We start from the raw sequence: 23,526 nt of genomic DNA on the forward strand, positions 1-23,526 counted from the left end.
GAGAAACGACCCGCCCATGTCGATCCTGCGCGCCTCGCTGTCCGCCCTCCTCTGCACCACTCTCGCGCTGCCCACCTCCGTCGCCTGGGCTGGCCCCCCGCCCCCGCCCCCGCCGGGCGGCAACGGGGTCCAACCCGAGGCGCCGCCCGATCCGAGCACGCTCTCCCAGGAAGAGCGGCTCACCTGGGCCAAGAGGCTGTTCGGCGAGGCCAAGGCCGCGCACGACCGCGAGGACTACTACAACTCGGTCATCCGGTTCGAGCAGGCCTACAACTTCGCGCCCGACAAGCACATCTTCGCCTTCAACATCGGCCAGGACGCGTGGGAGCTGAAGGACTGCGCCCGCGTCAAGCAGTACCTCGAGCTGTTCCTCGTCAAGGAGCAGAACAACGCCGACCTGCGCAAGAAGGCGCAGGAGCTGCTGCAGAAGTCCGAGAACAACCCCGAGTGTGTCACCGGCGGTCCGGCGGCCACCACCACCACCACGACCAACAACAACAACAACACCTCGTCGCGTCCCGCGACCGACGAGGAGGACCCGCTGCTGCAGAAGCGCAAGAACGGCAGCAGCAGCAGCAGCGCTGAAGAGGACGACGCGCCGAAGAAGCGCGGCGTATCGGGCCTCTTCATCGGCGGCATCGTGCTCGCCGTGCTCGGCGTGGGAGCAGTGGGCGGCGGCATCGGCACCCTCGTCGGCGCCAAGAACAAGGCCAGCGGCATCGAAGACGCCGCTGGGCCCGGCAGCGTCATCACGACCTTCCCGCAGGGTCAGTACACCGGCGACGTCGACGACGACTTCAACTCGCTGAAGACCCTCAACCTCGTCACGCCGATCCTCATCGCGGCGGGCGGCGCGCTGCTCGTCGGCGGCATCGCCATGATCGCCATCGATCGCAGCAACAAGAAGAAGGGCAAGGGCTTCTACGCCGGCAAGAAGCGGCTCGAGGTCACCGGCCTCGGCGCGGCGCCCCTGCCCGGCGGCGGCGCGGCCGGCTCCTTCGCGCTGCGCTTCTAGTCGGCGCGGCTAGACTTCACGCATGGCCGTGAGCGACGAGCGGGCCCTGCTGCGGGCCCGACTGGACCGTGAGATCGGGACTCTGGGCGTGGGGCGACCTTCCGAGGTCGCCTTCGCCTATCCGAGCCCCTATCGCGCCGGCATGTCGAGCCTCGGCTTCCAGACGCTCTACCGTCTGCTGCACGAGCTGGGGATCGGCGCGCACCGGGCCTTCCTGCCCGACGTGTGGGAACCGATGGCGCTCCCGTGGCCGCAGCCGCGACGGCCGATCCTCACCTACGAGGGCGAGCGTCCGCTGTCGTCCTACCGCGTCGTCGCCATCTCCGTCGCCTACGAGCTCGAGCTCGCCGGCCTCGTGCGCCTGCTCGAAGGGGCAGGTATTCCGCTGCTTGCCGCCGAGCGCCGCGAGCACGATCCGATCCTCGTCGTCGGCGGTCCCCTCACCTTCTCGAACCCCAGCAGCCTGCTCCCCTTCGCCGATCTGTTGATCGCCGGCGAGGCCGAGGACGTCCTGCCGGACGCGATCGAACGGCTGCTCTCGCATCGGCGGCGCGAGCCTGCGATCGCCGCCGCGGCCGAGCTCCCGCACACGATCGTCGGCGAGCTCGCGCCCGGTCTATGGCACGACCTGCCGGAGCCCGCGCGCGCCAGCAAGGAGCGCGTCCCGGCCTACTCGGCGATCCTCACGCCCGACACCGAGCTCGCCGACATGTTCCTCGTCGAGCCCGAGCGCGGCTGCTCGCGCCAGTGTGCCTTCTGCGTCATGCGGATCCAGCCCGGGGGCGGCATGCGCCTCGTCGAGATCGACCGCGTCCTCGACCTCGTGCCCGAGCAGGCGCGCAAGGTCGGCCTGGTCGGCGCCGCAGTCACCGATCACCCCGACCTCGAGCCGCTGGTCGCCAGCCTCGTCGAGTCTGGCCGATCGGTCAGCATCTCCAGCCTCCGCGCCGATCGCCTCACCCCGACCTTCCTGCGCGACATGCAGCGCAGCGGTCACCGCACGATCACTGTCGCCTCCGACGGCATCAGCGAGCGCATGCGCCTCCTGCTCGATCGCAAGATCAAGGAGGAGCACCTGCTACGCGCCGCCAAGCTCGTGCACGAGCACGGGTTCCATCGCCTCAAGGTCTACGAGATGATCGGCGCGCCCGGCGAGACCGACGCCGATGTCGACGAGCTCATCCGCTTCGCGCGCGAGCTGGCCGGCATCGGTCGCCTCGCGCTGACGTTCTCGACCTTCGTCGCCAAGCGCAACACGCCGCTCGACGGCCAGGCCTTCATGGGCGTCAAGGCGGCCGAGGAGCGGCTGCGACGGATCCGCAGCGGCCTCGGCGGCAAGGTCGAGATCCGGCCGCAGTCACCGCGCTGGGCCCACATCGAATACTTCCTGGCCCAGCGCGGGCCTGACGCCGGCCACGCCGCGATCCAGGCCGTGCGGGCCGGCGCGCGCTACGCCGACTGGATCCGTGCCTTCGAGGACACGCCCACCGTCGCTCGCCCGCTCAAGTTCGGCGACGAGGCCGCGTGGGCCAGGCGGCGCGGCAAGGCGGCGGAGCGGCGCAGCAAGTTCCCGCTGCCTGTCCTCGGCGCCAGCTCCGGCTCGTGAGCCGGTGCGCTGGAATACTCGCGCCCCTCTCGCGCGTGGACGACTTTGCGGCCCGCGCGCGCGGCCGTGGTAGCGTCTCGCCGTGCAGCTCCTCGTCGCCTGGACCGTCCTCCGCACCTTCGCCGCGCTCGGCCGTCTCGAGCCCGTGGACGAGGCGCGCGAGGGCATCAAGGTCGACGCGGCGCCCGCCGCGATCGTCGAGACCCACTGGATCGAGACCGGCATTCGCACCCGGCCGTGGGCGCCGAGCAAGCGGATCGCCACCATGTCCAAAGGGACACGTCTGCTCGTGCGCGGCCAGGTCGCCAGCCGCGACAACAACGGCTGCAAGGGCAAGCCGTGGTACGCCGTCTATCCGTTCGGCTACGTCTGCTCCGAGCACGTCAAGCCCGCGCGCGAGCAGCCTGCGGTCGGCCACGCCCTCGCCGATCGCCTGCGCGGCGATCGTCGCCTGCCCTACGACTACACCAAGGTCCGCGAGGAGGGCGCCCTCATGTACCGGGGCGTCGACGGCGTGCGCTCCGGCGTCGCCGCGCGCAGCCTCAGCGAGGGCATGAACCTCGCCGTCGCGCGCACCCTCGAGGTCGACGGCGGCGCCTACGTCGAGACCGTCGACGGTCAACTCGTCAGCAAGTCGGCCGTCGGCTGGCTCGGTCAGGGCTCGGCGTGGCACGGCGTCCTCGTCGACAGCGCCGCCGCCATCGGCCCCGCCTTCGCCTGGTCGTCGCGCGACAAGGCGCCCGTGCTCGCCGAGCCCGACGTCAAGGCCGCGCAGGTCGGCACCCTCGCCCTGCGGGAGCGGGTCGACCTGCTCGAAGAGACAGGTGAAGCCGCCCCCGATCGCTGGTGGAAGATCGGCGAGGGTCGCTACGTCCAGGCCAAGAACCTCAACGAGGTCGTCTTCACCGCGATCCCCGAGGGCGCCCTGCGCGACAACCGACAGGCCAGCGGCGACGATCAGTGGATCGACGTCGACCTCGGCGAGCAGGTCCTGGTCGCCTACCGCGGCGAGCGGCCGGTGTATGTCACCCTCGTCAGCTCGGGCAAGGGTTCGCCGACGCCGAAGGGCAACTACCCGATCTGGGCCAAGGTCGCGAGCATGACCATGGCCAACCAGGACTACGAGGACAACCCGTACATGGTCGAACATGTCCCTTGGGTCATGCTCTTCCAGGGCCACAACGCGCTCCACGGCGCCTACTGGCACGACCAGTTCGGCAAGCGGCGCAGCCACGGCTGCGTCAACCTCGCCCCGCTCGACGCCCGGTGGTTGTTCGAGTGGGTCACCCCGGCGCTACCGGCCGGTTGGACCGGCTATTTGCCCGCCGATCTCGAGCGCAGCGTCGTCGTCCACGTCCGCGACTCGAGCCTCCCGCCCGACCAGGCCTTCTTGCAGGAGCGGCCGATCGGCCCGCCCGACCCCGAGGAGGAGAAGCGCAAGCAGGAGGAGGCCGACGAGCGCCGGGCCGAGGCGGCCGCCGCTGCGCCCGCGGATGCCGTCCCTGCTGCGGCTGCGGCTGGCTGACCCGGTCGGATCGGCGCCGGTTGACCGTGCGACGCGCGCCCGCGTATGTTCGCGGCCATGGTTCGCGCCCCTCGCTGGCTCCTCGCGCTCCTCCTCTGTGCCGCTCCGACGCTGCCCGGGTGCAAGACCGGGCCTGGCCTCACCAAGGTCGAGGCGCCGGCCGAGGGCATCACGCTGCGCTACGACCTCACCCCGGGCCAGGTGTACCAGGGCAGCGTGCGGCGCAGCGCCACCATCCGCGCCGCCAGCAGCGCCACCAGCACCTCGCAGAGCTTCAGCTTCGACCTCACCCTCACCGTGCGCGGCCCTGACGAGACCCGGGGCGGCACCGCCGTCACCGCCCGCTTCAGCGCCGTGCAGGTCAAGTGGAGCCTTCCGCCGAGCTTCCCGCTCAGCGTCGCCGAGTTCAACCGCACCGCCAGCCAGCAGCTGCAGGGCCTCGAGGTCGACTTCAACGTCGACGACACCGGCAAGATCCTCCACATGCCCGAGCTCCCGGACGACCTCTCGGCCGAGCTCCGCGTCGTCCTGCAGCAGGCTCTGGACGCCCTCGAGACCGCCTTCCTCAGCGTCCCCGCGCAGGCGCTCAAGGCCGGCGACACCTGGAAGGACGACAAGAAGCGCGGGCGCAAGGGCAAGCTGGGCCGCTACTCCGAGGGCACCGTCACCAGCAAGGTCGACGGCTTCTACCAGACGGGCGAGCCGCCGATCACCGTCACGCGCCTGATCACCGACACCGACGAGACCGAGATCACCACCACCTCGAGCGGCAGCCACGAGGTCAAGAAGCAGTCGACGATCACCGCCCTGTTCGCCACCGAGCAGCGCTACCTCTACAGCTACGTCAACGAGGAGCAGATCTTCGACGCCGGCAACACCAACACCTTCGCCAAGACCGAGGTGAACTGGGCCAAGCCGGTCAGCCAGACCGGCGCCGGCGCGGCGCCCAAGGTGCAGGACATCAGCGACCCCTGCCACCCCGACTACGTCGGCTCCGAGGAGTGCGGGGCCGAGGCCGCCCCGCCCGCGCCCGCCGGCGGCGAGCCCCCGGCCAGCAGCCAGCCGCCGACCACCTCCGCGCCGCCGCCCTCGGGCAACTGAGCGCGTCTGTCACGAGGAACATGCTCGCAAGGGCATGTCCCTTCGTTTTTGCCCGATCGGACATGCCCCGAGCGACATGTCCCGAAGCACCTATCCGCGCCGCGGCACCCGCTTGGAGATCCCGCAGCAGATCTCGTACGGGATCACGTCGGCCCAGCGGGCCAGCTCGTAGACGTCGATGCGGTCGCGGCCCTGCGCGCCGAGCAGCGTCACGCGCTCGCCCTCGCGGGCGTCGGGCAGGTCGGTCACGTCGATCATCGACACGTCCATGGTGATGTTGCCGACCACGCGGCAGCGGTGCCCGCGGACCAGCACCTGGGCCTGGCCGCTCATGCGCCGCGGGTAGCCGTCGGCGTAGCCGACCGGCACGATGCCGAGCCGCGACGGCCGCGACAGCTCCATGCGGTGCCCGTACGACACCCGCGCACCGGCCGGGAGCTCGCGGATCCCGAGGATCCGCGAGTGCACGCTCATCGCCATCTTCAGGCCCGGCAGCTCGACCTCGCGGCTCGACGCGGCGCCGTAGATCGCCACGCCCGGGCGCACCATGTCGAAGTGCGCGTGCGGCAGGCGGACCAGCCCCGCGCTGTTGCACACGTGGCGGATCGGCGGGTGGAAGCCGCGGCTGGCCAGCACCGCCAGGCTGTCGCGGAACGACTCGAGCTGGCGCGGGCTCGTCGCGTCGTCGGGCTCGTCGGCGCAGGCGAAGTGGGTCATCACCCCCTCGAGGCGCACGTGCTGCCCGTCCTCGCCTTCGAGCCAGTCGAGGAACTCCGGCAGCTGCCCCGGCAGCGCGCCGAGGCGCGACATGCCGGTGTCGATCTTCAGATGGATCGGCAGCGGCGGCGCCCCGCTGCGGCGGACCGCGGCGCTGAGCAGCTGCAGGTGCTCGCGCGCCCACACCACTGGCGTCAGCGAGCGGTGCACGATCACGTCTTCGGAGCCCGGATGGACCCCGCCGAGCACCAGCAGCGGCGCGCGGATCTCGGCCTGGCGCAGCTCGACGCCCTCTTCGACGAGGCTGACCGCGCAGCCCCACGCGCCGGCGTCGACGAACGTGCGGGCGGCCTCGATCGCTCCGTGGCCGTAGCCGTCGGCCTTGACCACCGCGAGCACGCGGCAGCGCGCACCGACGGCGGCCTGCACGGTGCGCAGGTTGTGGACCATCGCCCCGGCGTCGACATACGCATAAGTCGGCCGGACTTCGACGATCGGAGCTTGCCTGCGGTCGGCGACCCGACGTTCAGGCCCGGAATAAGGCACGGGCCCGAAGTTAGCACGAGGAGTCGGGGAACGTGGCATCGGACGCGTCCCCCAACGCGTCCGGCCCCGCCGACATTCCGCGGCTCTCAGGTCGTCTCGTTGACGAGGCTGTCGTTGAGGATCATGCGCCGGCCGCTGCCGCTGACGAGGCCGTTGCGGGCCATCGCGCTGAGCGTGCGGGACACGGTCTCGCGACAGGAGCCGACCATGCGGGCGAGCTCCGACTGCGTCGGCACCGGCGCCAGGATCCAGCCGGCGCTGGCCGGGTTGCGGCGGCCTTGACGGCGGGCCAGGCGGGCGAGCGTGCGGCGCAGCCGCTGCTCCACGTCACACAGCGCCAGGCCGCTGGCCACGGCCTCGACCTCGCGGAGCTTCTCGTACTGCAGCCGCATCAAGCGGACCACGGTCTCGGGCTCGCGCCGGAGGTGCTCGCTGAGCGCCTCGCCGGGGATCCGGAGCATCTCGCTCTGCACCGCGGCGACGGCGGTGGTCGACATCACCATCCCGGGCATCGCGCAGTTCTCGCCGAACACTTCGCCGGGCCCGAGGCTCGACAGGATGAGGTCACGGTTGCCGTCGACGGCCCGGACCAGGTTGATGCGCCCGCGGAGCACGATATAAAGGCCGTCAGCGGGCTGTCCGTCGTGGCAGAGGATGCTGGCGGGCGTCTTTCGGACTCGCACCGCAGTGCGCCCCAGCACCTCCAGTTCGGCGGGGCGGGCGGCGGTGAAGGGCTCGACGCAGGACAGGATATCCTGGGCTTCCATGCGCTCCAGGGGGATGCTAGGGCGGCGGGATTCCGACTCAACGTGCATGCTTGTGGGGGTGAGCACAAAGCGGGCCAAACGCCGGCACGGCGCGTCAAACGCCTAACTCGTTGATTTTCCAGCCGTCTTCCAAAAATACGGCGATCATCGCGCCCCTGGAGACCTGTTGCACGATCGCCACAGGTGAGTGAATTGGGCAACGCTGTGATCCATGTCGTGCCGGCGCACATGGCGCCAGCTCGTCCTACCACCAGTTCGTTGTACCTTTCCGCCCGTGCCGACCCTCGTGCTCAACGGCGAGCCCCACCCCATCGCGCCCGGGACCACGGTCGCGGCGCTGGTCGCTTCGCTGGGTCTGGACCCGCGGCAGGTAGCGGTCGAACGCAACCGAGAGATCGTGCCACGGGCCACCTACGAACAGACCGAGCTGGTCGACGGTGATCGGCTCGAGGTGGTCACCTTCGTCGGCGGAGGCTGAAGTGAGCGACACACACGACACCTGGACCCTCGCCGGTCGCACCCTGACCTCGCGGCTCATCATCGGCACCGGCAAGTACAAGGACGCCGAGGAGACGCGCGCCTCCCTGGCCGCCAGCGGCGCCGAGATCGTGACCGTCGCCCTGCGGCGCGTCGACCTCAAGGCCAAGGACAACCTCCTGTCGTGGATCGACCGCAGCCGCTACACGCTGCTGCCGAACACGGCCGGCTGCTACACCGCCGACGAGGCCGTCCGCACGCTCCGGCTGGCGCGCGAGCTCGGCATCGCCGACCTCGTCAAGCTCGAGGTCATCGGCGACCCGCGCACGCTCCTGCCCGACAACGAGGAGACCTTGAAGGCCGCCAAGATCCTCCTCGACGAGGGCTTCGTCGTCCTTCCTTACTGCACCGACGACCCGATCGTGTGCCGCAAGCTCGAGGCGATGGGCTGCGCCGCAGTGATGCCGCTCGCGGCGCCGATCGGCAGCGGCCTCGGGATCCGCAACCCGCACAACATCCGCCTCATCGTCGAGCAGGCCAAGATCCCGGTCGTCGTCGACGCCGGCGTCGGCACCGCCAGCGACGCTGCGATCGCCATGGAGCTCGGCTGCACCGCCGTGCTCATGAACACCGCCGTCGCTCACGCCCAGGTGCCCGTGCTCATGGCCGAGGCCATGCGCGACGGCATCATCGCCGGTCGCAAGGCCTACCGCGCCGGCCGCATGCCCGCGCGCGTGATCGGCAGCGCCTCGAGCCCCACCACCGGCATGATCGAGTGAGCCGCCGGCGCGAGGACGCGAGCCACACGAGCCACCGGTGAGTCCGCCGGCACGACTGCCGGCACACGCTCCGCCACGCCGACCGCGGTCCGGCCCGTCGCTCCCACGCCGACTGGCATCGAGGCCGAACCCTCTCGCCGCCCACGCCTGCTCACTCGAGACGGCGGTGGTTCGTCCGTCGCCGACGCGACGCTCCCATGGCGTGAACGGCCGCACCTCGGCCTCGCCGCTCGCGCATCCGTCTCACCGGCCTCGAGCGCTCTGCACCCGCGCACCCGCGCCTCGCCGGCCTCGAGCGCTCTTCCCCCGTGCACCCGCGCCTCGCCGGTCTCGAGCGCTCTTCCCCCGGGCATCCGTCTCACCGGCCTCGAGCGCTCTGCACCCGCGCACCCGCGCCTCGCCGGCCTCGAGGCTCCTCTTCCCCGCGCGCCGTCGCACACTTCCTCGCGCTCTCGTGACCCCGCCCTTCCACCTGCTCGCCATCACCCCGCCGACCGGCCCCGTCGATCCCGAGCTCGTCGCGCGCTGGCGCGTCGGCGCCGGCGAGCGAGCTCTCGCCGTCCTGCTGCGCGAGCCCGGGGCGGCGCCGGAGGCCCTGCTCGACCCGGCCGGCCGCCTGGCGCCGCTGGTCCGCCGCTGCCGCGATCGCGCGATTCCGCTCCTGCTTGCCGTCGATCCGGGCCTCGCAGTGCGCGCCGCCGCGCTGCCGGGCATCGACGGCCTTCACCTGCGCGGCGACCCCTCGCTCGCCTGCCTCGCCGAGCTGCGCGCGCGTCTCCCTGGCCTGCTCGGGCGGGCCGTCCACGGCGAGCCGCAGCCCGGCCATCATCTCGTCGACTACACCCTCGTCGCCCCGATCTTCGCGCCGACGACGGCCCAGCCCGGCGCCCCGCTCGGCAGCAAGCGCCCGATCGGCCTCGCCGGTCTGCGCGCCTGGACCGCGGATCCGGCCGCCTGCGTCGTCGCCCTCGGCGGCGTCGGCCCCGGCACCGCCGGCGACTGCCTGGTCGCCGGCGCGCGGGCCCTCGCCGGGATCGGCGTCTTCTTTGGTCCGCTCGAACGGGTCGAGCAAGATGTCGCCGCGCTGAGCGAGCAGCTCCGCGTCGCGCATGTTCTTTCGCCGCGAGCCAGAACCTGACGACTACCCCGCGCCGCCGGACCGCACCTGGCCGACGCGGCTCGCCTGGTGCGTCCTCGTCGGCGGCGCCGCGCTGCTGGTCCTCCGCTGCAGCCTCGCCACCGTCGTCGAGATCCACGGCGACGGCATGGCGCCCAACCTCCGCAGCGGCGATCACGTCCTGTTCGTCCGCGGCACCTGGGGCCTCGATCGCGGCGACCTCGTCGTCTACGACCCCACGCCGCCGCCCCCGCCGCCCGAGCCGCCGCCCGTGCAGGAGCTCCCCGGCGACAAGCCTGTCCCCGAGGCTCGCCCGCGCGTGCCCGGCAGCCGCGATCGCCTGCGCAACACCGCCGTCGTCGACGCCAAGGAGCTCGGCCTCGACGACGAGTGGGAGAAAGTCCAGCGGCGCAGCGGCGTCGCCGGCAAGCTCCCGCCGCGCAGCCTTCGGGTCGCGCGGATCCTCGCCCTCCCCGGCGACAGCGTCACCTTCGGCGACCCGCGCGGCGCCCTCGGCCTGGCGATCAACGGCGAACCGCTCGCGCACAAGCCCGGCGACGGCCCGGGCGAGGCCGGCGCGCGCCCCACCTCCTTCGAGATCATCGGCGATCGCCGCTATCAAGTGTTCGCCAGCACCGCCGGCCCCGACGCCTGGCGCGGCATCGGCATCCCCGCCGACGGCGGCCCCTACGAGATGCCCGCCGACGGCTATCTGCTCGTCGCCGACAACCGTGACGAGGGCGCCTGCTGCGACTCGCGGGCGATCGGCTGGGTCGAGACCGACCAGATCCGCGGCGAGATCGTCCTCCGCCTCGGCGGCGCCCCCGAAGACCCGCCGGCCGACAAGCGCTGAAGGACATGCCCCGAAGGACATGCCTTCATGGGCATGTCCTCGATGACATGTCTGTTACGTCCTGTCCTCTTCGCCCTCGCCGCCCAGCGTCAGGTCGGACACCTCCTCATGGAACGCCGGCGGGCGCGACCGTTCGGCCGTCGCGCGCATCGCCTGCACGTGCGCGAGGAGCTCCGGGTCCTGCGGGCTCCTCGCCTGGGAGGCCTCCCACGCCGCCCGGCTGGCCCAGCGGGCGATCCCGACGAACACGAGCGACTCCTCGGCGCTGCGGACCAGCAGGCTCCCGCGAGCCCCCGACACGTGTGTCCGCATCCACCGCGTGATCCCGCGCCACGCCGTCGCGAACGCCTCTTCCTGGCCCGGCTTCACCTTCCCTCTGTACATCACGCGGATCGACGTCGGCCTCCGTGCGACCTGCACCTCGGGACAGCCGCTCCGCGCAGCCGGTCTGCAGGTCGTCGCACCGGAGCAGCTTGCACGCGCAGCGGGCCAGCACCGAGCGATCATCCGCGCTCGGGTTCCCGACCGGTCCATGCTCTTCATCCAACCGCGGGGTTGCGGCCCGCCCCGATCGCCGGCGCCGGACCGGCCCGACCCGGCCGATGACGTCACGCTCTCCACGCCGAGCTCGCCCCGGCGCCCCTACCGCCCGGCCCCGGGAGGCCGCCAATTCCTCGCAGTGGCGCGTCCACGAGCGCAGGCGCTATGATTCGCGTCCGGCATGACCGCCTCGACCAAGCCCGACCTCGATCGTCCGCTGCGGATCGGAACTCGCGCCTCCGAGCTGGCGCTCTGGCAAGCGCACCACATCCGCGACCGGTTGCGCGCCGTGTGGGGCGACGGGCTGGTCGTCGAGCTCGTCCACATCACCACCGAGGGCGACCGCATCCAGGACCGCCCGCTCAACCAGATCGGCGGCAAGGGCCTGTTCGTCAACGCCATCGAGGAGCGGCTCGCCGCCGGCGACGTCGACCTCGCCGTCCACAGCATGAAGGACCTGCCCGGGCGCCTGCACCCCGGCCTCGCCATCGTCTGCACCCCCCCGCGGGAGGACGCGCGCGACGCCCTGGTCCTCGGCGCCGCCCTGCGCTCCGCTCTCTGTCCCGAAGGACATGCTCCGAGCGACCTGTCCATTCAGTCCTTGCCCGCCGGCGCCACTCTCGGCACCACCAGCCTGCGCCGCGGCGCCCTCGCCCTGCGCCTGAACCCCGGCCTGCAGATCCGCCCGCTGCGCGGCAACGTGCCGACGCGCCTGCGCAAGCTCGACGCCGGCGACTACGACGCCATCCTGCTCGCCACCGCCGGCCTCGTCCGCCTCGGCCTGGCCGACCGAATCGACGCGCGCCTCGATCCCGAGCAGTTCTGTCCCGCCGCGTGTCAGGGGATCCTCGCGCTCGAGAGCCGCGCCGACGACGACCGCGTGCGCGCCCTCGTGGCCCCCCTCGACGACGCCCAGGCCGCCACGGTCGCCGCGGCCGAGCGGGCCTTCCTCGCCCGGCTCGACGGCGGCTGCCAGGTCCCCATGGGCTGCCACGCCGAGCTGCGCGACGACCTCCTGCACGTCCGCGGCGTCATCACCGACCCCGGCGGCCGCCCCTGCTTCACCGCCACCCGCGTCGGCCCCCCGGCGAGCGCGGCCGAGCTCGGCACCGCCGTCGCCGAGCTCCTGCTCCGCCTCGGCGCCGACGCCGTGCTCGCCGCCCTCGCGCACAAGACCTGAAGCACATGCTCGAGAGGGCATGTCGTAGAACACATGCCCTTTAGGGCATGCCCTACACGCCATGCTCCACCGCAGCGCCGTATCGCTGCGCTCGCGCGGAGCGTTGAACGACATGCACGAGAGGCCCTGCCCGGCGAGCCGGCGAAGTTCGACGCCACGATGAGCGCACCACGAGCGGCTTTGCGGTTGCGAGCCCCGCCCGACGCGGCCGCCGCCTTGGCGAACGCACGTCCACGCGTCGTTCGTCCCGGGCGAAACTACTCGCGCACGAGCTCGGGCTTCACCAGCCCGGCTGCCGCCTCGGCGGCCGCCGTCGCCGACGGCACCTCGAGCCCGAACAGCTGCTGCACCGCGCCGGCCAGGTCGGCCTCGGCGCCCTCGCCCACGGCGGCCTGACGCAGCGCAGTCATCGGCTTGTGCAGCAGCTTCTGCACGATGCCGTTGGCGAGCGCCTCGACGGCTTTCTGCTGCTCCGGCGCCAGGCCTTGCAGCTTGCCGCGGACGCGGCCCAGCTCGGCCTCGGCGATGGCGCGCGCGTGCTGCTGCAGCGCCTGCACGATCGGCCCGATCGAGCGGGCCCGCTGCCAGGCCACGAACTCGGCGACCTCCTCCTCCACCAGCGACCCGGCCCGGTCCGCCTCGGCCGCGCGGGCGCGCATGTTGTCGTGGACGATGCCCTGCAGGTCGTCGATGTTGTAGAGGAACACCTGCTCGAGGCGGGCCACCTCCGGCTCGACGTCGCGGGGCACCGCGATGTCGACGAAGAAGATCGGCTTGCCGCGGCGGACCTTCATCACCGGTCGCAGCAGCGCGCGGTCGATCACCGGCCGCTGCGCGCCCGTGCTGGTCACCACGATGTCGGCGCGGCGGAGCTCGGCGTCGAGGCTGTCCCACGGCGCGAAGCGGGCCGACAGCTCGTCGGCCAGGGCGCGGCCGCGGGGCTCGCTGCGGTTGACCACCGCGATCTCGGCCACGCCGGCGGCCTTGAGGTGGACCCCGGCCTGCGACGCCATCTCGCCGGCGCCGACCAGCAGCGCGCCGCTGCCGGTGAGCTCGCCGAAGATCGAGCGCGCCAGGTCGACCGCCACCGAGGGCACGCTCGCCGCCCCACGAGCGACCTCGGTCTCGCTGCGGACCCGCTTGGCCGCGCGGAAGGCCGTGCCGAGGCAGCGGTCGAGCACCCCGCCGACGGTGCCCTCGCGCTGCGCCAACTCGAACGCGTCCTTCACCTGGCCGAGGATCTGCGGCTCGCCGACGACCATGCTCTCGAGGCTGGCCGCCACGCGACAGATGTGACTCGCCGCCGCCCGGTCGCCGCGGACGAACGTGTGCGCCACCAGCTCGGCCAGCGGCACCGCGCGCGTGTCGGCGAGCGCCTGCAGCACGCGCTCGCCGGCGCGGGCCCAGTGAGGCGCGACCGCGTAGACCTCGACGCGGTTGCAGGTCGACACGATCATCACCTCGCCGAGGCCGGCGCGCTCGCGCAGGGCCGACAGCGCGGCCGCGATGTCACCTGTCCCGAAGGCCAGGCGCTCGCGGAGCTCGACCGGCGCCGTCTTGTGGTTGAGGCCGACCGCCACGAGCTCCGTCATGCGCGCACCCCGTACCATACGAGCACGAGCAGCGTGCACGCGAACGCGGCGAGGGTGAGCAGCGCCGACTTGCGGCCGCGCACCCCGAGGGCCGCGCGCATCACCAGGATCGCCGCGCTGCACAGCCACGCCGCCGCGGCCATCACGACCTCGATCCAGCGCCCGCCGATCGCCGCCACCCCGCCCGACTTCACCGTCCACAGCACCCCGGTGACGATCGTCAGCGTCAGCACCGGCACGACCAGCATGACAGCATGGTAGTGCAGGCGCTCGAGGCCGGTCAGCGACAGGCCACCCGGCTGCGGCTTCCAGCGTTTCAGCCGCAGTCGCCGGTCCATCGTCAAGTAGAGCGCGGCGATGCCCGCCGCGATCGTGAAGCCGCCGAGACCCGCCGTCGCCAGGCCGATGTGCGCCTTGGCGAGCGCGCTGGTGGGCGCGGGCAACGGGTCGTGCACGCTCGCGGCGCCGAACATCACGCCGACCGACAGGCCGAGCAGGCCGACCGGCGCCACGATCGCGCCGAGCGTCGCCGCCCTGCGGATCCGTCCGACCACGAGGCCGCCGATCACCGCGATAAGCGCGCCGAAGCTGGTCGCCAGGAACACCGAGCCGAACGGATGCTCGCCTGCCACGCACTGCGCGCCGATGCATGCGACGTGCAGCGCCGCCGCGATCGCCAGCAAAATCCCCGCGCGCGCCTCGCGGTGCAGCGCGTCCGCGCGCGCCTCGCTCGCGGGAGGGTCGAGCGCGTACGCGAAGATCGCGGCCCCGTAGGCGAGCGAGGCGAGGATGAACAGGACGAGCATGCGACGCTAGTTGTCGGACGACGTGCCGAGGACCTCGATCTGTTGCATGAGTCGGCCCCACGTCGGCCCGTCGAGGCGGACCTCGGCGCCGCGCGCGTCGACCACTGTGGCGATGAAGCCGGGCTTCACGGTGTACGCGTAGTCTCCCATCACGACCGAGCTCTCGTAATGGTCGGCGCCCATCTGCGCCAGCTCTTGCGACGTCTTCACGCGGCCGACGACGTCATGAGGATCGGCCTCCCCGCCGTCGATGCGTTCGAACCACACCGCGGGGTTGATGAAGAGATCGACCGACGGCGGACCTGACACGCGGAGGAGGTCCTGCTCGAGGGACACGCCCCCGGTCGAGAGCCAGGTGTCGACGAGGGTCTGAGCGACGAAGATCCGCGGCATGCCCGGCCAGGGTAGCCGCGCGCGTGCGGCCTCACAACCCTTGCGCCGCCGCGGGCCCGGCACCATGCTCTGGCCGGCGCGGACGCCCGGAGCGCCGCGCGCCGCCGCCGCGAGCGGCCCGACTCACTGCAAGCCCGTCCAAGCCTGACTGCTTCACGGCCCTCTGGCCTGCACCTCACCAGCCCCAACCACCATGGCATCCGACAAGATCACCCACACCACGGACCAAACTTTCAAGAACGACGTCCTCGACTCGCAGACCCCGGTCCTGGTCGACTTCTGGGCCACTTGGTGCGGTCCTTGCCGCGCGATCGCGCCCCACCTCGACGCCCTCGCCGACGAGCTCGGCCCGCAGATCAAGATCGTCAAGCTCGACGTCGATCGCAACCAGAACACCGCCGTCGAGTACGGCGTCACCAACATCCCCACCCTGCTGCTGTTCAAGGACGGCAAGCTGGCCAACCGCATGGTCGGCGGCGGCTCGCGCGGCAAGATCGCCGAGTTCATCAAGACCGTCGTCTGAACCGGCGCTCCGCCAGGGCAGCACAAAAGGACAGGTCCTTCGGGACCTGTCCTTTTGTTTTAGTCGCCTGCGGGCGCTACGGCTTGACGAACTTGAGCGTCATGCGGTCGCTCTCGCCGATGGCCGCGTACTTGTCGCGGTCCTTGTCGCCGAGCTCGAACGACGGCGGCAGGGTCCACACGCCCTTCTCGTAGTCCTTGGTGTCCTTCGGGTTGGCGTTGATCTCCGAGCGGGCCTGCAGCTTGAAGCCGAACGACTCGATGCGGGACACCACCCAGTCCTCGGGCAGGTAGCCGGTCTCGGCGATCTTCTTCGGGTCGTCGACCGGCTGCGGCTTGGCGCGGTGGGCCTCGACGCCGAGCACGCCGCCGGGCTTGAGCGCCTTGAAGGCCGCGCCGTAGATCGCGCCGTCGATGCCGTCCTCGACCCACCCGTGGGTGTTGCGGAACGTGACCACCAGGTCGACCGAGTTCTCGGGCGCGAGCACCAGCGCCGACGGGTCGGTCACCGTCACCACCTCGACCTTGTCGTAGACCTCGGGCGCGCCGGCCAGCTTGTCCTTGAACTTGTTGCCGTTGCGGGTCTGGTAGGCGTCGGGCGGGCCGCTGGTGTCGAAGTTGGTGACGATGAGCTTGCCGCTGTCGCGCAGCGTCGGCGCCAGGATCTCGGTGAACCAGCCGCCGCCGCCCGGCCACAGCTCGACCACCGTCTGGTCCTTCTTGAGGCCGAAGAACAGCAGCGTCTCGAGCGGGTGGCGGTACTGGTCGCGGGCGCGGTTCTCGGCCGAGCGCTGCGGGCCGGCGATCGCCGCCTTGAGCGCCTCCGCGGTCGCGGGATCGGCGTCGCGGGCGGCTGCGGCTGCGGGATCTTCGCCGCCGGGAGCCGGGGTCTCCGCCGGCGTCGTGGCCGGCTTGGCGGCGCAACCTGGGAGGACGAGCGTCGTGACCAGGACGGTCGACGAGAGGGAGCGAAGGGCCGTGCGCAAGAACATGCGCCGCGAACATACTCCACCGCACTGGGCCGGCCATCCGGCGGACCACCGGTGAGCTGAGCCACGTCACCCCGCCCCGCACGTCCCCGTCTTTGCCTTTCGAAGCCTGCGCACGGGTGTTAAACCGAACATCGCATGAAGCTTCGCGGCAGGATCCTCTGGCTCACCGACGACCCGCAGGGCATCACCCAGCAGCTGACGGGCACGGATCTCGACGCCCGCGCAGACGCCGCCCCGCCGCTGCACTACGGCGTCAACACCGACCTGATGATCAGCGGCGCCGCCTGCACCCTCGGCTACACCGGCGACATCCTCGGCCCCTACTTCCTCGAGAACTTCAAGGAGCAGGTCCAAAAGGACAGCGTCAAGGACGGCGGCTTCCAGGTCGTCGTCGGCGGCGACGCCTACGGCTCCGGCTCGAGCCGCGAGGTCGCGGTGGTCGCCCACCAGGGCGCCGGCATCGAGCTGGTGGTGGCCCGCAGCTTCCAGCGGATCTTCCAGGAGAACATGGTCTACAGCGGCCTGCCGTTCACCACCGACTTCGGGGTGATCGGCCGCCTGCAGGCCGGCGAGGACGTCGACCTCGGCGACCTCGCGGCCGAGCTGCCGCCGTTCTTCCGCGCCGTCGTGCAAAACGGTGGCCTGCTGCGCTACGGCACCCGCCTGCTCGCCGGCGAGATCGAGCCCGAGTACCGCACCGACGCGCCGGCACGCCCGCTCAACTGCGTCGAGAAGATCATCGCCGCGCGCACCTGGACCGGCGGCGACCGCTTCGGCATCGCCGCGGTGGGGCCCGGCGACCAGGTGCTGTGCGAGGTCGGCTTCCGCGGCGTGCACGAGTACACCGGCGGCATGGTGATGTCGCTCTACGAGCAGGAGTGGGGCAACACGCCGGTCAAGAACCCCGAGCTCGCGGCCGCCTTCGAGGACCACTTCGTCCTCATCGATCAGCCGACCGTCCCGCTGCGGGTCAAGAAGCAGCGGCTCGACTCGGCCCGGCAGCTGCGCGACGAGATGGTCAGCGCCAGCCTCAAGAACGGCATCCGGATCCACGGGCCCGGCCAGAAGTACGACGCAGGCGTGTGCCACCGCATCGTCGTCGAGCAGTACGGCAACCCGGGCACCATCATCATCCTCACCGACTCGCACACCCCGACCGCCGGCGTGCTCAACGCCTTCGCGTTCGGCGTCGGCTCGACCGCCATGGCCTTCGCGCTGCGCACCGGCCTGATCCCGGTCACGGTGCCGAAGACGGTGCGGATCTGGGTCACCGGCGACGCCCGCGGCGTCGTCTCGCCGAAGGACCTCATCCTCCACATCATCGGCGACCCGTACTTCCGCGAGGAGCAGTGGCGCACCTCCGCCACCGACACCTGCGTGATCCAGATCGGCGGCCCCGGCCTCGATCAGTGGAACGTCGACGAGCTCAGCGTCCTCACCAACATGACCGTCGAGGGCGGCCTCATGACCGGCGTCGTCGAGCCGTGCGCGCCCGTGCGAGAGTTCCTGCGCGCCCGCCGTCCCGGCGTCGACACCGACGCCATGTTCGTCGAGCCCGACGAAGGCGCCGAGTACGTGCGCACCATCGCCATCGACCTCGCCGACGTCCCGCTGACCGTCGCCACCCCCGGCGACTCGCGCAACCGCGCCGCTCTGGCCGACGTCGTCGACGTCCCGATCCACAACGTCGTCATCGCCTCGTGCACCGGCGGCTCGCTCGCCGACCTGCGCGCCGCTGCCGACGTCCTGCGCGGCCGCACGCTCGCGCCGAAGGTCCGCGTCACCGTCACGCCCTCGAGCGCCGAGGTCAGCGCCTCCGCCGAGCGCGAGGGCCTGCTCGGCCTGTTCCGCGAGCTGGGGGCCGTGGTCACCGCGCCCGGCTGCGGCTCGTGCATCGGCAACGGCCCGGGGATCCCGCTCGAGGGCGAGACCACCGCGAGCACGACCAACCGCAACTTCGATCGCCGCATGGGCGCTCCGGGTCCGGTCTACCTCGTGTCGCCGGCCGTCGCGGCGGCCTCGGCCGTCACCGGTCACCTCACGGATCCGCGAAGCCTGGAGCGCGCGCAGGCCTGATCGCCCGCGCCGGCCGCGGCCCTCCGCGCGAGCGAGCGACGGAGCGTGCGTCACACCTGCGTGCACGCCACGTCGCAGCGGCGTGATCGGACGCGGACCCGTGCAGCCTCACTCGCGCGCGCAGGCGTGATCGAACGCGCCGGCCGCCGGCTTGTCGGTGGGGCGCCGCTCGGCGTACCGTTTGCGCCTCTATGCGCGTGATCGAGAGCTTCCTGAACGGCGCCTGGCAGTCCGCGGACGGTCCCAGGACCCCGCTCGTCAACCCCGCGACCGAAGAGGTCCTGGCCGAAGCAGCCTCGGCGCGCGGCCTCGGCGACGCCGTCCGCCACGCCCGCGAGGTCGGTGGACCTGCCCTTCGGGCCATGTCCTTTCGGCAACGCGGCGCCCTCCTGCAGGCCATCGCCAAGCTCCTGCACGCGCACCGCGAGGAGCTGCTCGACCTGGCCGTCGTCAGCGGCGGCAACACCCGCGGCGACGCCAAGTTCGACGTCGACGGCGGCCTCGGCGTCCTCGCCGCCTACGCCGAGCTGGCCGAGAGCCTGCCGGACTCCCCGTGGCTGGTCGAGGGCGAGCCGGCGGTGGTCGTGCGGACCAGCAAGGTCCGCGTGCAGCACCTGCTGCAGCCGCGCCACGGCGTCGCGGTCCACATCAACGCCTTCAACTTCCCGGCCTGGGGCATGCTCGGCAAGGCCGCGGTCGCCTGGCTCGCCGGCATGCCGGTGCTCTCGAAGCCGGCCACCAGCACCAGCCTGCTCGCCCACCGGATCGCCGAGCTCGTCCTCGGCGCGGGCATCCTCCCGCCCGGCGCCTTCCAGCTGCTGATCGGCTCGGTCGGCGACCTCCTCAACCACCTCGGCCCGCAGGACGTCGTCGCCTTCACCGGCTCGGCCGACACCGGCGCCAAGATCCGCGGCCACCTCACCGTCCTCACCCACGGCGTGCGCGTCAACGTCGAGGCCGACAGCCTCAACTCGGTCGTCCTCGGGCCCGACGTGCAGGAGGGCAGCGAGCTGTGGGACCTGGTCGTCCGCGACGCGGTCACCGAGCTGACCCAAAAGACAGGTCAGAAGTGCACCGCCACCCGCCGGATCCTCGTGCCCGAGGCCGCCCTCCCCGCCCTGCGCGACGCGCTCGAGGGGCGCCTCGGCGAGCGGGCCGCGCAGACCGGCAACCCGCTGAGCAAGAACGTCAAGATGGGCCCGCTGTCGACCGCGCAGCAGCTCGCCGACGCCCGGGCCGGCGTCGCCGCCCTGCGCGAGCGCGCCCGCGTCGTCCGCGGTGACCCGCAGCGCGGCGAGTTCGTCGACGTCCCCGCCGGCAAGGGCTTCTTCCTCGAGCCGATCCTGCTCGAGGCCGACGCCGCCGCCGTGCTCGAACGCAGCGCCGTGTTCCACCGCGTCGAGGTGTTCGCGCCGGTCGCCACCCTCCTCCCGTACGACGGCAGCGTCGCCCAGGCCGCCGCCATCGTCGGCTTCGGCGGGGGCAGCCTGGTGACCACCGTCTACAGCGACGACCGCGAGTACGTCGGTCGCGCCGTCGCCGAGCTCGGCCCGCAGCTCGGCCGCCTCGTGCTCTCCGACGAGAAGGGCGCCGGCGGCTCCTTCAGCCCCGGCGGCGTGTTCCCGCAGGCGCAGCACGGCGGCCCCGGCCGCGCGGGCGGCGGCGCCGAGCTCGGCGGGCGCCTCGGCCTCGAGCTCTACATGCAGCGCACCGCCGTGCAGGGCGGCGCGAGCCAGCTCGCGCGCCTGTTCGGCGGCTGACGCCCGCCCGCCTGCGCGCTATCCTCGAGCACGCATGCCGATCCTGATCGCGCTGGTCGTGCTCGTCGCGGTCCTCGGGGGCGTCGCCTACGCCGGCTTCGCCCGCTTCCTCGAGCACCGCGAGCGCATGGCCGCGCTCGAGGCCCAGCGCCCGCGCGTGATCCTGGCCCTCCCGCCCGGGGACAGCCGCGACACCGATCAGCTGACCGAGGAGATCCTCGCCGCCTGCCGCCAGAAGGGCGTCGACGTCGACCTCGACCTCCGCTGATCGGGCCGTTAGGCTCCAGAGGACATGTCCGTAAAGCTGTGTCGGTATGAACATGTCCAGGAGGACATGCTCGTTCGGACATACCCGGATCGACGCCCGTCTGCTAGGCTCGGGGCATGAAGAGCTTAACGAATCATCCCTGGTACGGCCTGCTGCTCCTGCTCTGCGCGGCGTGCACTCCCGGCAACGCGGAGACCACGGCCGACCCCACGACCACGGCCGACCCCACGACCACGACCACGGCCGACCCCACGACCACGACCACGGCCGAGACCACGGCCGAGACCACGACCAACCCCACGACCACGGCCGAGACCACGGCACCGACGTCGACCGGCGAAGCGTGTCCGATCGACGAACCGGCGAGCGATTGTTGCTGCTTCGCCCACTCCTCCGGCTGCGAAACGCCGACCGAGGTGCTGTGCGAAGCGACCGTCGCCTGCGACGACATCCTCGTCGCACACGACGGCGACATCGCGGTCGTGGAGAACCCCGCGGCGCTGGAGTGCGCGCTGACGGCCCTGCGCGACCGGACGCCGGGGCAGCTCCGGGTGATCTACCACTGGGGCATGCCGGAGCTCATGAACGAATGGACCTTCCTCTACGTGCAAGCAGACGGCACCGCGTTCGAGAACCGCGGCGCCGCCCTCGATGACTTCTACGCCGACGACCTGGTCCACCGCTCGCTGCAGCCGGCGGAGGTCTTCGAGCAGTGCCTGCAGGAGTCCGACCCGGCGGCCCGGCTGGATTGCGTCGAGAAGGCGGGGTCCGGCGAGCCGCTCGCGACTTGCCTGTCGATGTGTGGGATCTTCTGAGCCGTCCCAGAGATCGAGCCCAGCCGACCGTCCCCGGATAGACTCGCCGGGTGCGGACCCTCTTCCGATGGTGCTCGCTGGCAGCGCTCTTGCTGTGCGTGGCCGGCACCTCGCTCGCGGCTTGCCCGGGCGCGCCGGCGAATCGTTTCTCCCGACCCGAACGCGAGTGGCAAGGCATGCTGCCCGATCCCACCACGGTCTGGCCATGCATGCCGGATGGCACGTGCTCGATGGCCCGGGCGTGCATCGACGGCCGATGCCTGCCCTGCGCGCACGACAAGGAGTGCCGCGCCGTCGAGCGCTGCGTGTTCGCGCACTGCGTGCTCAGCGACCGCATCGAATGTCGTTCGCGCCGCGACTGCGACGATCCGGAGGCGCTCTGTCTGTTGTCCGGATACACGCCCCTCGATCCGCGAAGCAACCGGGACATGCACGCGTACTGCCGATCGCCCCGCGGGGGCACCCGGGAATTCGCGGAGTGAGCGGCGCCTCGACCCGCTCGAGCCGCCGAAGAGCTCCTCGGCAAAGCCGCGCAGCGACGGCATCGAACCGAACGCCACCGCCCGGCTGGCGCCTTCGCTCGCGCGATTCACAGCGCGAAGAGTTCAGAGTCCGGCGAAGATCTGCATCGGCACCCCGACGCGCGCCGCCCACTCGAGCTCGTTGTGCATCGCCCCCGGCGCGTGCACGTAGAACAGGTCGACCTCGGGCGCGTAGCCGATCGACTGCAGGATCGCGTGGAGCTGCGCGTTCTCGCAGTAGTTGTCGAACGAGTCCGGCGCGTCGTCCTCGATCCCGTCCTGGTCGGCGTCGACGCACGAACCCTCGCCGCCGCTGTCGATGTAGATCGTGAAGTCGCGCTTCCCCGCGGCCTGGTAGGTCTCGAGGATCGTCTCGTTGTGCAGCTCGAGCGAGCCCCAGCCGACCGTGCCCGACATGCTGATGGCCATGTCGTAGCGGTCGGGGTACAGGTCCGCGATCACCAGGCTGATGAGCCCGCCGAGCGACGAGCCCATCGTCCCCACCACCTCGGCCGGCCCGTACGCCGCCTCCATGCGCGGGCGGATCACCGAGTCGACCAGGGCCGCGTACACCGCCCCCTCGCCGCCGACCGGCTGCCCGTCGAGCTCGTCGGGCACCTGCGTGTACTCGTCCATGCGCGCCGGCGTGTTCGTGATCCCGACGATGAGCATGCCCGGGGGCGCGCTCGTATTGAGCTGCCAGCCGCCGAAGAAGGCGCTCGGGTCGAACAGGTTCTGCCCGTCGTGCACGTACAGCACGTGGGTGAAGGCCTCGTCCTGCGGCACCAGCACCTCGAGGTCGCGCGGCGCCAGCCCGAGGTCCGCGTCTTCGATCGCGTACCAGCGCTCGAGGTGCGCCGCGCTCGCGCGCACCAGCGAGTACACCCCGAAGTCGTCGTAGCCGTGGCGCCGGCCGTACGGATCTGCGATCCACTGGGCCGAGTCCGGCTCATTGAATTTATATAAAGAGCCGTCGGGCGCGGCGATGTCCGCCTCGATCCACCACAGCGGCCCCGCCTGGCTCATCGGCGCCGGCGCCCAGTCGTTGTGGTCGCCGGCCAGAGCCCACGCGCCCTGTCCGCAGAGACAGGCGAACAGGAAGCCGCCCGAGGCGGCAGCCACCGGGAAACCGCCGCGATCGGCGATCGTGCGCATCGCCTCCTCCGCGTCGACCTCGCCGGCGATCGCCTTGCGCAACAGCGCCTCGTCCTCGGGCAGCTCGGGCCCGCCGGTGGTCGTCGCGTCGGTGCTCGCCTCGGTCTCCGCCGTCGTCTCGCCGGACGTCGTGGTCTCCGCGCCCGTCTCGCCGGTCGTCGGCGTCGACTCGCTGGTCGTGAAGCTCTCGCCGAACGACGTCGACGGCTTTGCCGTCGTCATCGCGTCGCTGTCGGACTCCGCGCCCTTGTCGGGCTGGCAGGCGAGGACGAACGCGACGAGCGAGAGGCTGCGGGGCGCGGCGCGCATGCCCGCGACAATACACGACAACCGCGTCCGGCGTGCGACTCAAGACCGGGCCCTAACACCGTTCCTCGCGCGGATCGGCGCGTGTTCGACCAGG

At 71.9% G+C, this 23,526-nt stretch carries 23 protein-coding genes; 15 read left to right on the forward strand and 8 right to left on the reverse strand.

Features of this window, described 5'->3' with window-relative positions; translation table 11 throughout:
- Positions 1–16 precede the first annotated feature (16 nt).
- The 4 genes from O0S08_RS25875 (at position 17) to O0S08_RS25890 (ending at position 5,247) form a co-directional block, all read left to right on the forward strand.
- Positions 17–1,015: a hypothetical protein gene (locus O0S08_RS25875; RefSeq protein ID WP_269031947.1), complete on the forward strand. Its 999-nt coding sequence runs from the start codon at positions 17–19 to the stop codon at positions 1,013–1,015.
- A gap of 22 nt (positions 1,016–1,037) precedes the next feature.
- Entirely contained in the window at positions 1,038–2,621 is a 1,584-nt protein-coding gene (locus O0S08_RS25880) for a B12-binding domain-containing radical SAM protein (RefSeq protein ID WP_269031948.1), read from the forward strand.
- An 82-nt stretch (positions 2,622–2,703) separates the two neighbouring features.
- Entirely contained in the window at positions 2,704–4,146 is a 1,443-nt protein-coding gene (locus tag O0S08_RS25885) for a L,D-transpeptidase (RefSeq protein WP_269031949.1), read from the forward strand.
- 57 nt (positions 4,147–4,203) lie between these two features.
- Complete coding sequence (locus tag O0S08_RS25890; RefSeq protein WP_269031950.1) at positions 4,204–5,247, forward strand: hypothetical protein; 1,044 nt, start codon at positions 4,204–4,206, stop codon at positions 5,245–5,247.
- Positions 5,248–5,337: 90 nt separating this feature from the next.
- Here O0S08_RS25890 and alr read toward each other — a convergent pair whose 3' ends face one another.
- Both alr and O0S08_RS25900 read right to left on the reverse strand, forming a co-directional pair.
- Complete coding sequence (gene alr / locus O0S08_RS25895; RefSeq protein ID WP_269031951.1) at positions 5,338–6,549, reverse strand: alanine racemase; 1,212 nt, start codon at positions 6,547–6,549, stop codon at positions 5,338–5,340.
- A gap of 47 nt (positions 6,550–6,596) precedes the next feature.
- A complete protein-coding gene (locus O0S08_RS25900) occupies positions 6,597–7,277 on the reverse strand; it encodes a Crp/Fnr family transcriptional regulator (RefSeq protein ID WP_263429637.1) in 681 nt (226 codons plus the stop codon).
- Positions 7,278–7,551: 274 nt separating this feature from the next.
- Here O0S08_RS25900 and thiS point away from each other — a divergent pair, with 274 nt between their 5' ends.
- The 4 genes from thiS to O0S08_RS25920 all read left to right on the forward strand — a co-directional run bounded on the left by thiS (position 7,552) and on the right by O0S08_RS25920 (position 10,503).
- A complete protein-coding gene (thiS, locus tag O0S08_RS25905; protein WP_269031952.1) occupies positions 7,552–7,755 on the forward strand; it encodes a sulfur carrier protein ThiS in 204 nt (67 codons plus the stop codon).
- Between the two features lies 1 nt (position 7,756).
- The gene (locus O0S08_RS25910) at positions 7,757–8,533 is read left to right on the forward strand and encodes a thiazole synthase (RefSeq protein ID WP_269031953.1); all 777 of its coding nucleotides are present in this window, start codon (positions 7,757–7,759) and stop codon (positions 8,531–8,533) included.
- A gap of 454 nt (positions 8,534–8,987) precedes the next feature.
- Positions 8,988–9,671 carry a thiamine phosphate synthase gene (locus O0S08_RS25915; protein WP_269031954.1) on the forward strand — a complete coding sequence of 228 codons (684 nt, stop codon included), beginning with the start codon at positions 8,988–8,990 and terminating at the stop codon, positions 9,669–9,671.
- Positions 9,643–10,503 (forward strand): S26 family signal peptidase, encoded by an 861-nt coding sequence (locus O0S08_RS25920; RefSeq protein ID WP_269031955.1) that lies wholly within the window; start codon positions 9,643–9,645, stop codon positions 10,501–10,503. Before O0S08_RS25915 ends, O0S08_RS25920 begins: the two co-directional genes overlap by 29 nt.
- A 54-nt stretch (positions 10,504–10,557) precedes the next feature.
- Here the strand turns inward: O0S08_RS25920 and O0S08_RS25925 are convergent, their stop codons facing one another.
- A complete protein-coding gene (locus tag O0S08_RS25925; protein WP_308477856.1) occupies positions 10,558–11,046 on the reverse strand; it encodes a putative quinol monooxygenase in 489 nt (162 codons plus the stop codon).
- Between the two features lie 178 nt (positions 11,047–11,224).
- Here O0S08_RS25925 and hemC point away from each other — a divergent pair, with 178 nt between their 5' ends.
- On the forward strand, positions 11,225–12,223 hold the full coding sequence (hemC, locus tag O0S08_RS25930; RefSeq protein ID WP_269031957.1) for a hydroxymethylbilane synthase: 999 nt from the start codon (positions 11,225–11,227) through the stop codon (positions 12,221–12,223).
- Between the two features lie 257 nt (positions 12,224–12,480).
- Here the strand turns inward: hemC and hemA are convergent, their stop codons facing one another.
- The 3 genes from hemA to O0S08_RS25945 are packed head-to-tail and all read right to left on the reverse strand — an operon-like array spanning position 12,481 to position 15,014.
- The gene (gene hemA, locus O0S08_RS25935; RefSeq protein ID WP_269031958.1) at positions 12,481–13,815 is read right to left on the reverse strand and encodes a glutamyl-tRNA reductase; all 1,335 of its coding nucleotides are present in this window, start codon (positions 13,813–13,815) and stop codon (positions 12,481–12,483) included.
- Positions 13,812–14,621 (reverse strand): cytochrome c biogenesis protein CcsA, encoded by an 810-nt coding sequence (gene ccsA / locus O0S08_RS25940; protein WP_269031959.1) that lies wholly within the window; start codon positions 14,619–14,621, stop codon positions 13,812–13,814. Before ccsA ends, hemA begins: the two co-directional genes overlap by 4 nt.
- A 6-nt stretch (positions 14,622–14,627) precedes the next feature.
- The gene (locus O0S08_RS25945) at positions 14,628–15,014 is read right to left on the reverse strand and encodes a hypothetical protein (RefSeq protein ID WP_269031960.1); all 387 of its coding nucleotides are present in this window, start codon (positions 15,012–15,014) and stop codon (positions 14,628–14,630) included.
- A 193-nt stretch (positions 15,015–15,207) separates the two neighbouring features.
- Here O0S08_RS25945 and trxA point away from each other — a divergent pair, with 193 nt between their 5' ends.
- Complete coding sequence (gene trxA, locus O0S08_RS25950; protein ID WP_269031961.1) at positions 15,208–15,537, forward strand: thioredoxin; 330 nt, start codon at positions 15,208–15,210, stop codon at positions 15,535–15,537.
- Positions 15,538–15,613: 76 nt separating this feature from the next.
- Here the strand turns inward: trxA and O0S08_RS25955 are convergent, their stop codons facing one another.
- The gene (locus O0S08_RS25955) at positions 15,614–16,528 is read right to left on the reverse strand and encodes a class I SAM-dependent methyltransferase (RefSeq protein ID WP_269031962.1); all 915 of its coding nucleotides are present in this window, start codon (positions 16,526–16,528) and stop codon (positions 15,614–15,616) included.
- Between the two features lie 135 nt (positions 16,529–16,663).
- On the opposite strand from O0S08_RS25955, the gene O0S08_RS25960 reads away from it, so the two are divergent.
- The 5 genes from O0S08_RS25960 to O0S08_RS25980 all read left to right on the forward strand — a co-directional run bounded on the left by O0S08_RS25960 (position 16,664) and on the right by O0S08_RS25980 (position 21,929).
- Entirely contained in the window at positions 16,664–18,604 is a 1,941-nt protein-coding gene (locus O0S08_RS25960; RefSeq protein WP_269031963.1) for an aconitase family protein, read from the forward strand.
- A 191-nt stretch (positions 18,605–18,795) separates the two neighbouring features.
- Positions 18,796–20,364 carry a 3,4-dehydroadipyl-CoA semialdehyde dehydrogenase gene (locus O0S08_RS25965; RefSeq protein ID WP_269031964.1) on the forward strand — a complete coding sequence of 523 codons (1,569 nt, stop codon included), beginning with the start codon at positions 18,796–18,798 and terminating at the stop codon, positions 20,362–20,364.
- A gap of 34 nt (positions 20,365–20,398) precedes the next feature.
- Positions 20,399–20,632, forward strand: coding sequence for a hypothetical protein (locus tag O0S08_RS25970; RefSeq protein ID WP_269031965.1), 234 nt, complete (start codon positions 20,399–20,401; stop codon positions 20,630–20,632).
- Between the two features lie 116 nt (positions 20,633–20,748).
- A complete protein-coding gene (locus tag O0S08_RS25975) occupies positions 20,749–21,447 on the forward strand; it encodes a hypothetical protein (protein ID WP_269031966.1) in 699 nt (232 codons plus the stop codon).
- 50 nt (positions 21,448–21,497) lie between these two features.
- On the forward strand, positions 21,498–21,929 hold the full coding sequence (locus tag O0S08_RS25980; protein WP_269031967.1) for a hypothetical protein: 432 nt from the start codon (positions 21,498–21,500) through the stop codon (positions 21,927–21,929).
- Positions 21,930–22,052: 123 nt separating this feature from the next.
- Here the strand turns inward: O0S08_RS25980 and O0S08_RS25985 are convergent, their stop codons facing one another.
- The gene (locus tag O0S08_RS25985) at positions 22,053–23,432 is read right to left on the reverse strand and encodes an alpha/beta hydrolase (protein WP_269031968.1); all 1,380 of its coding nucleotides are present in this window, start codon (positions 23,430–23,432) and stop codon (positions 22,053–22,055) included.
- Between the last annotated feature and the right edge of the window lie 94 nt (positions 23,433–23,526).

This window comes from Nannocystis punicea, from assembly GCF_026965555.1.
In the GTDB taxonomy this organism is placed as follows: domain Bacteria; phylum Myxococcota_A; class Polyangia; order Nannocystales; family Nannocystaceae; genus Nannocystis; species Nannocystis punicea.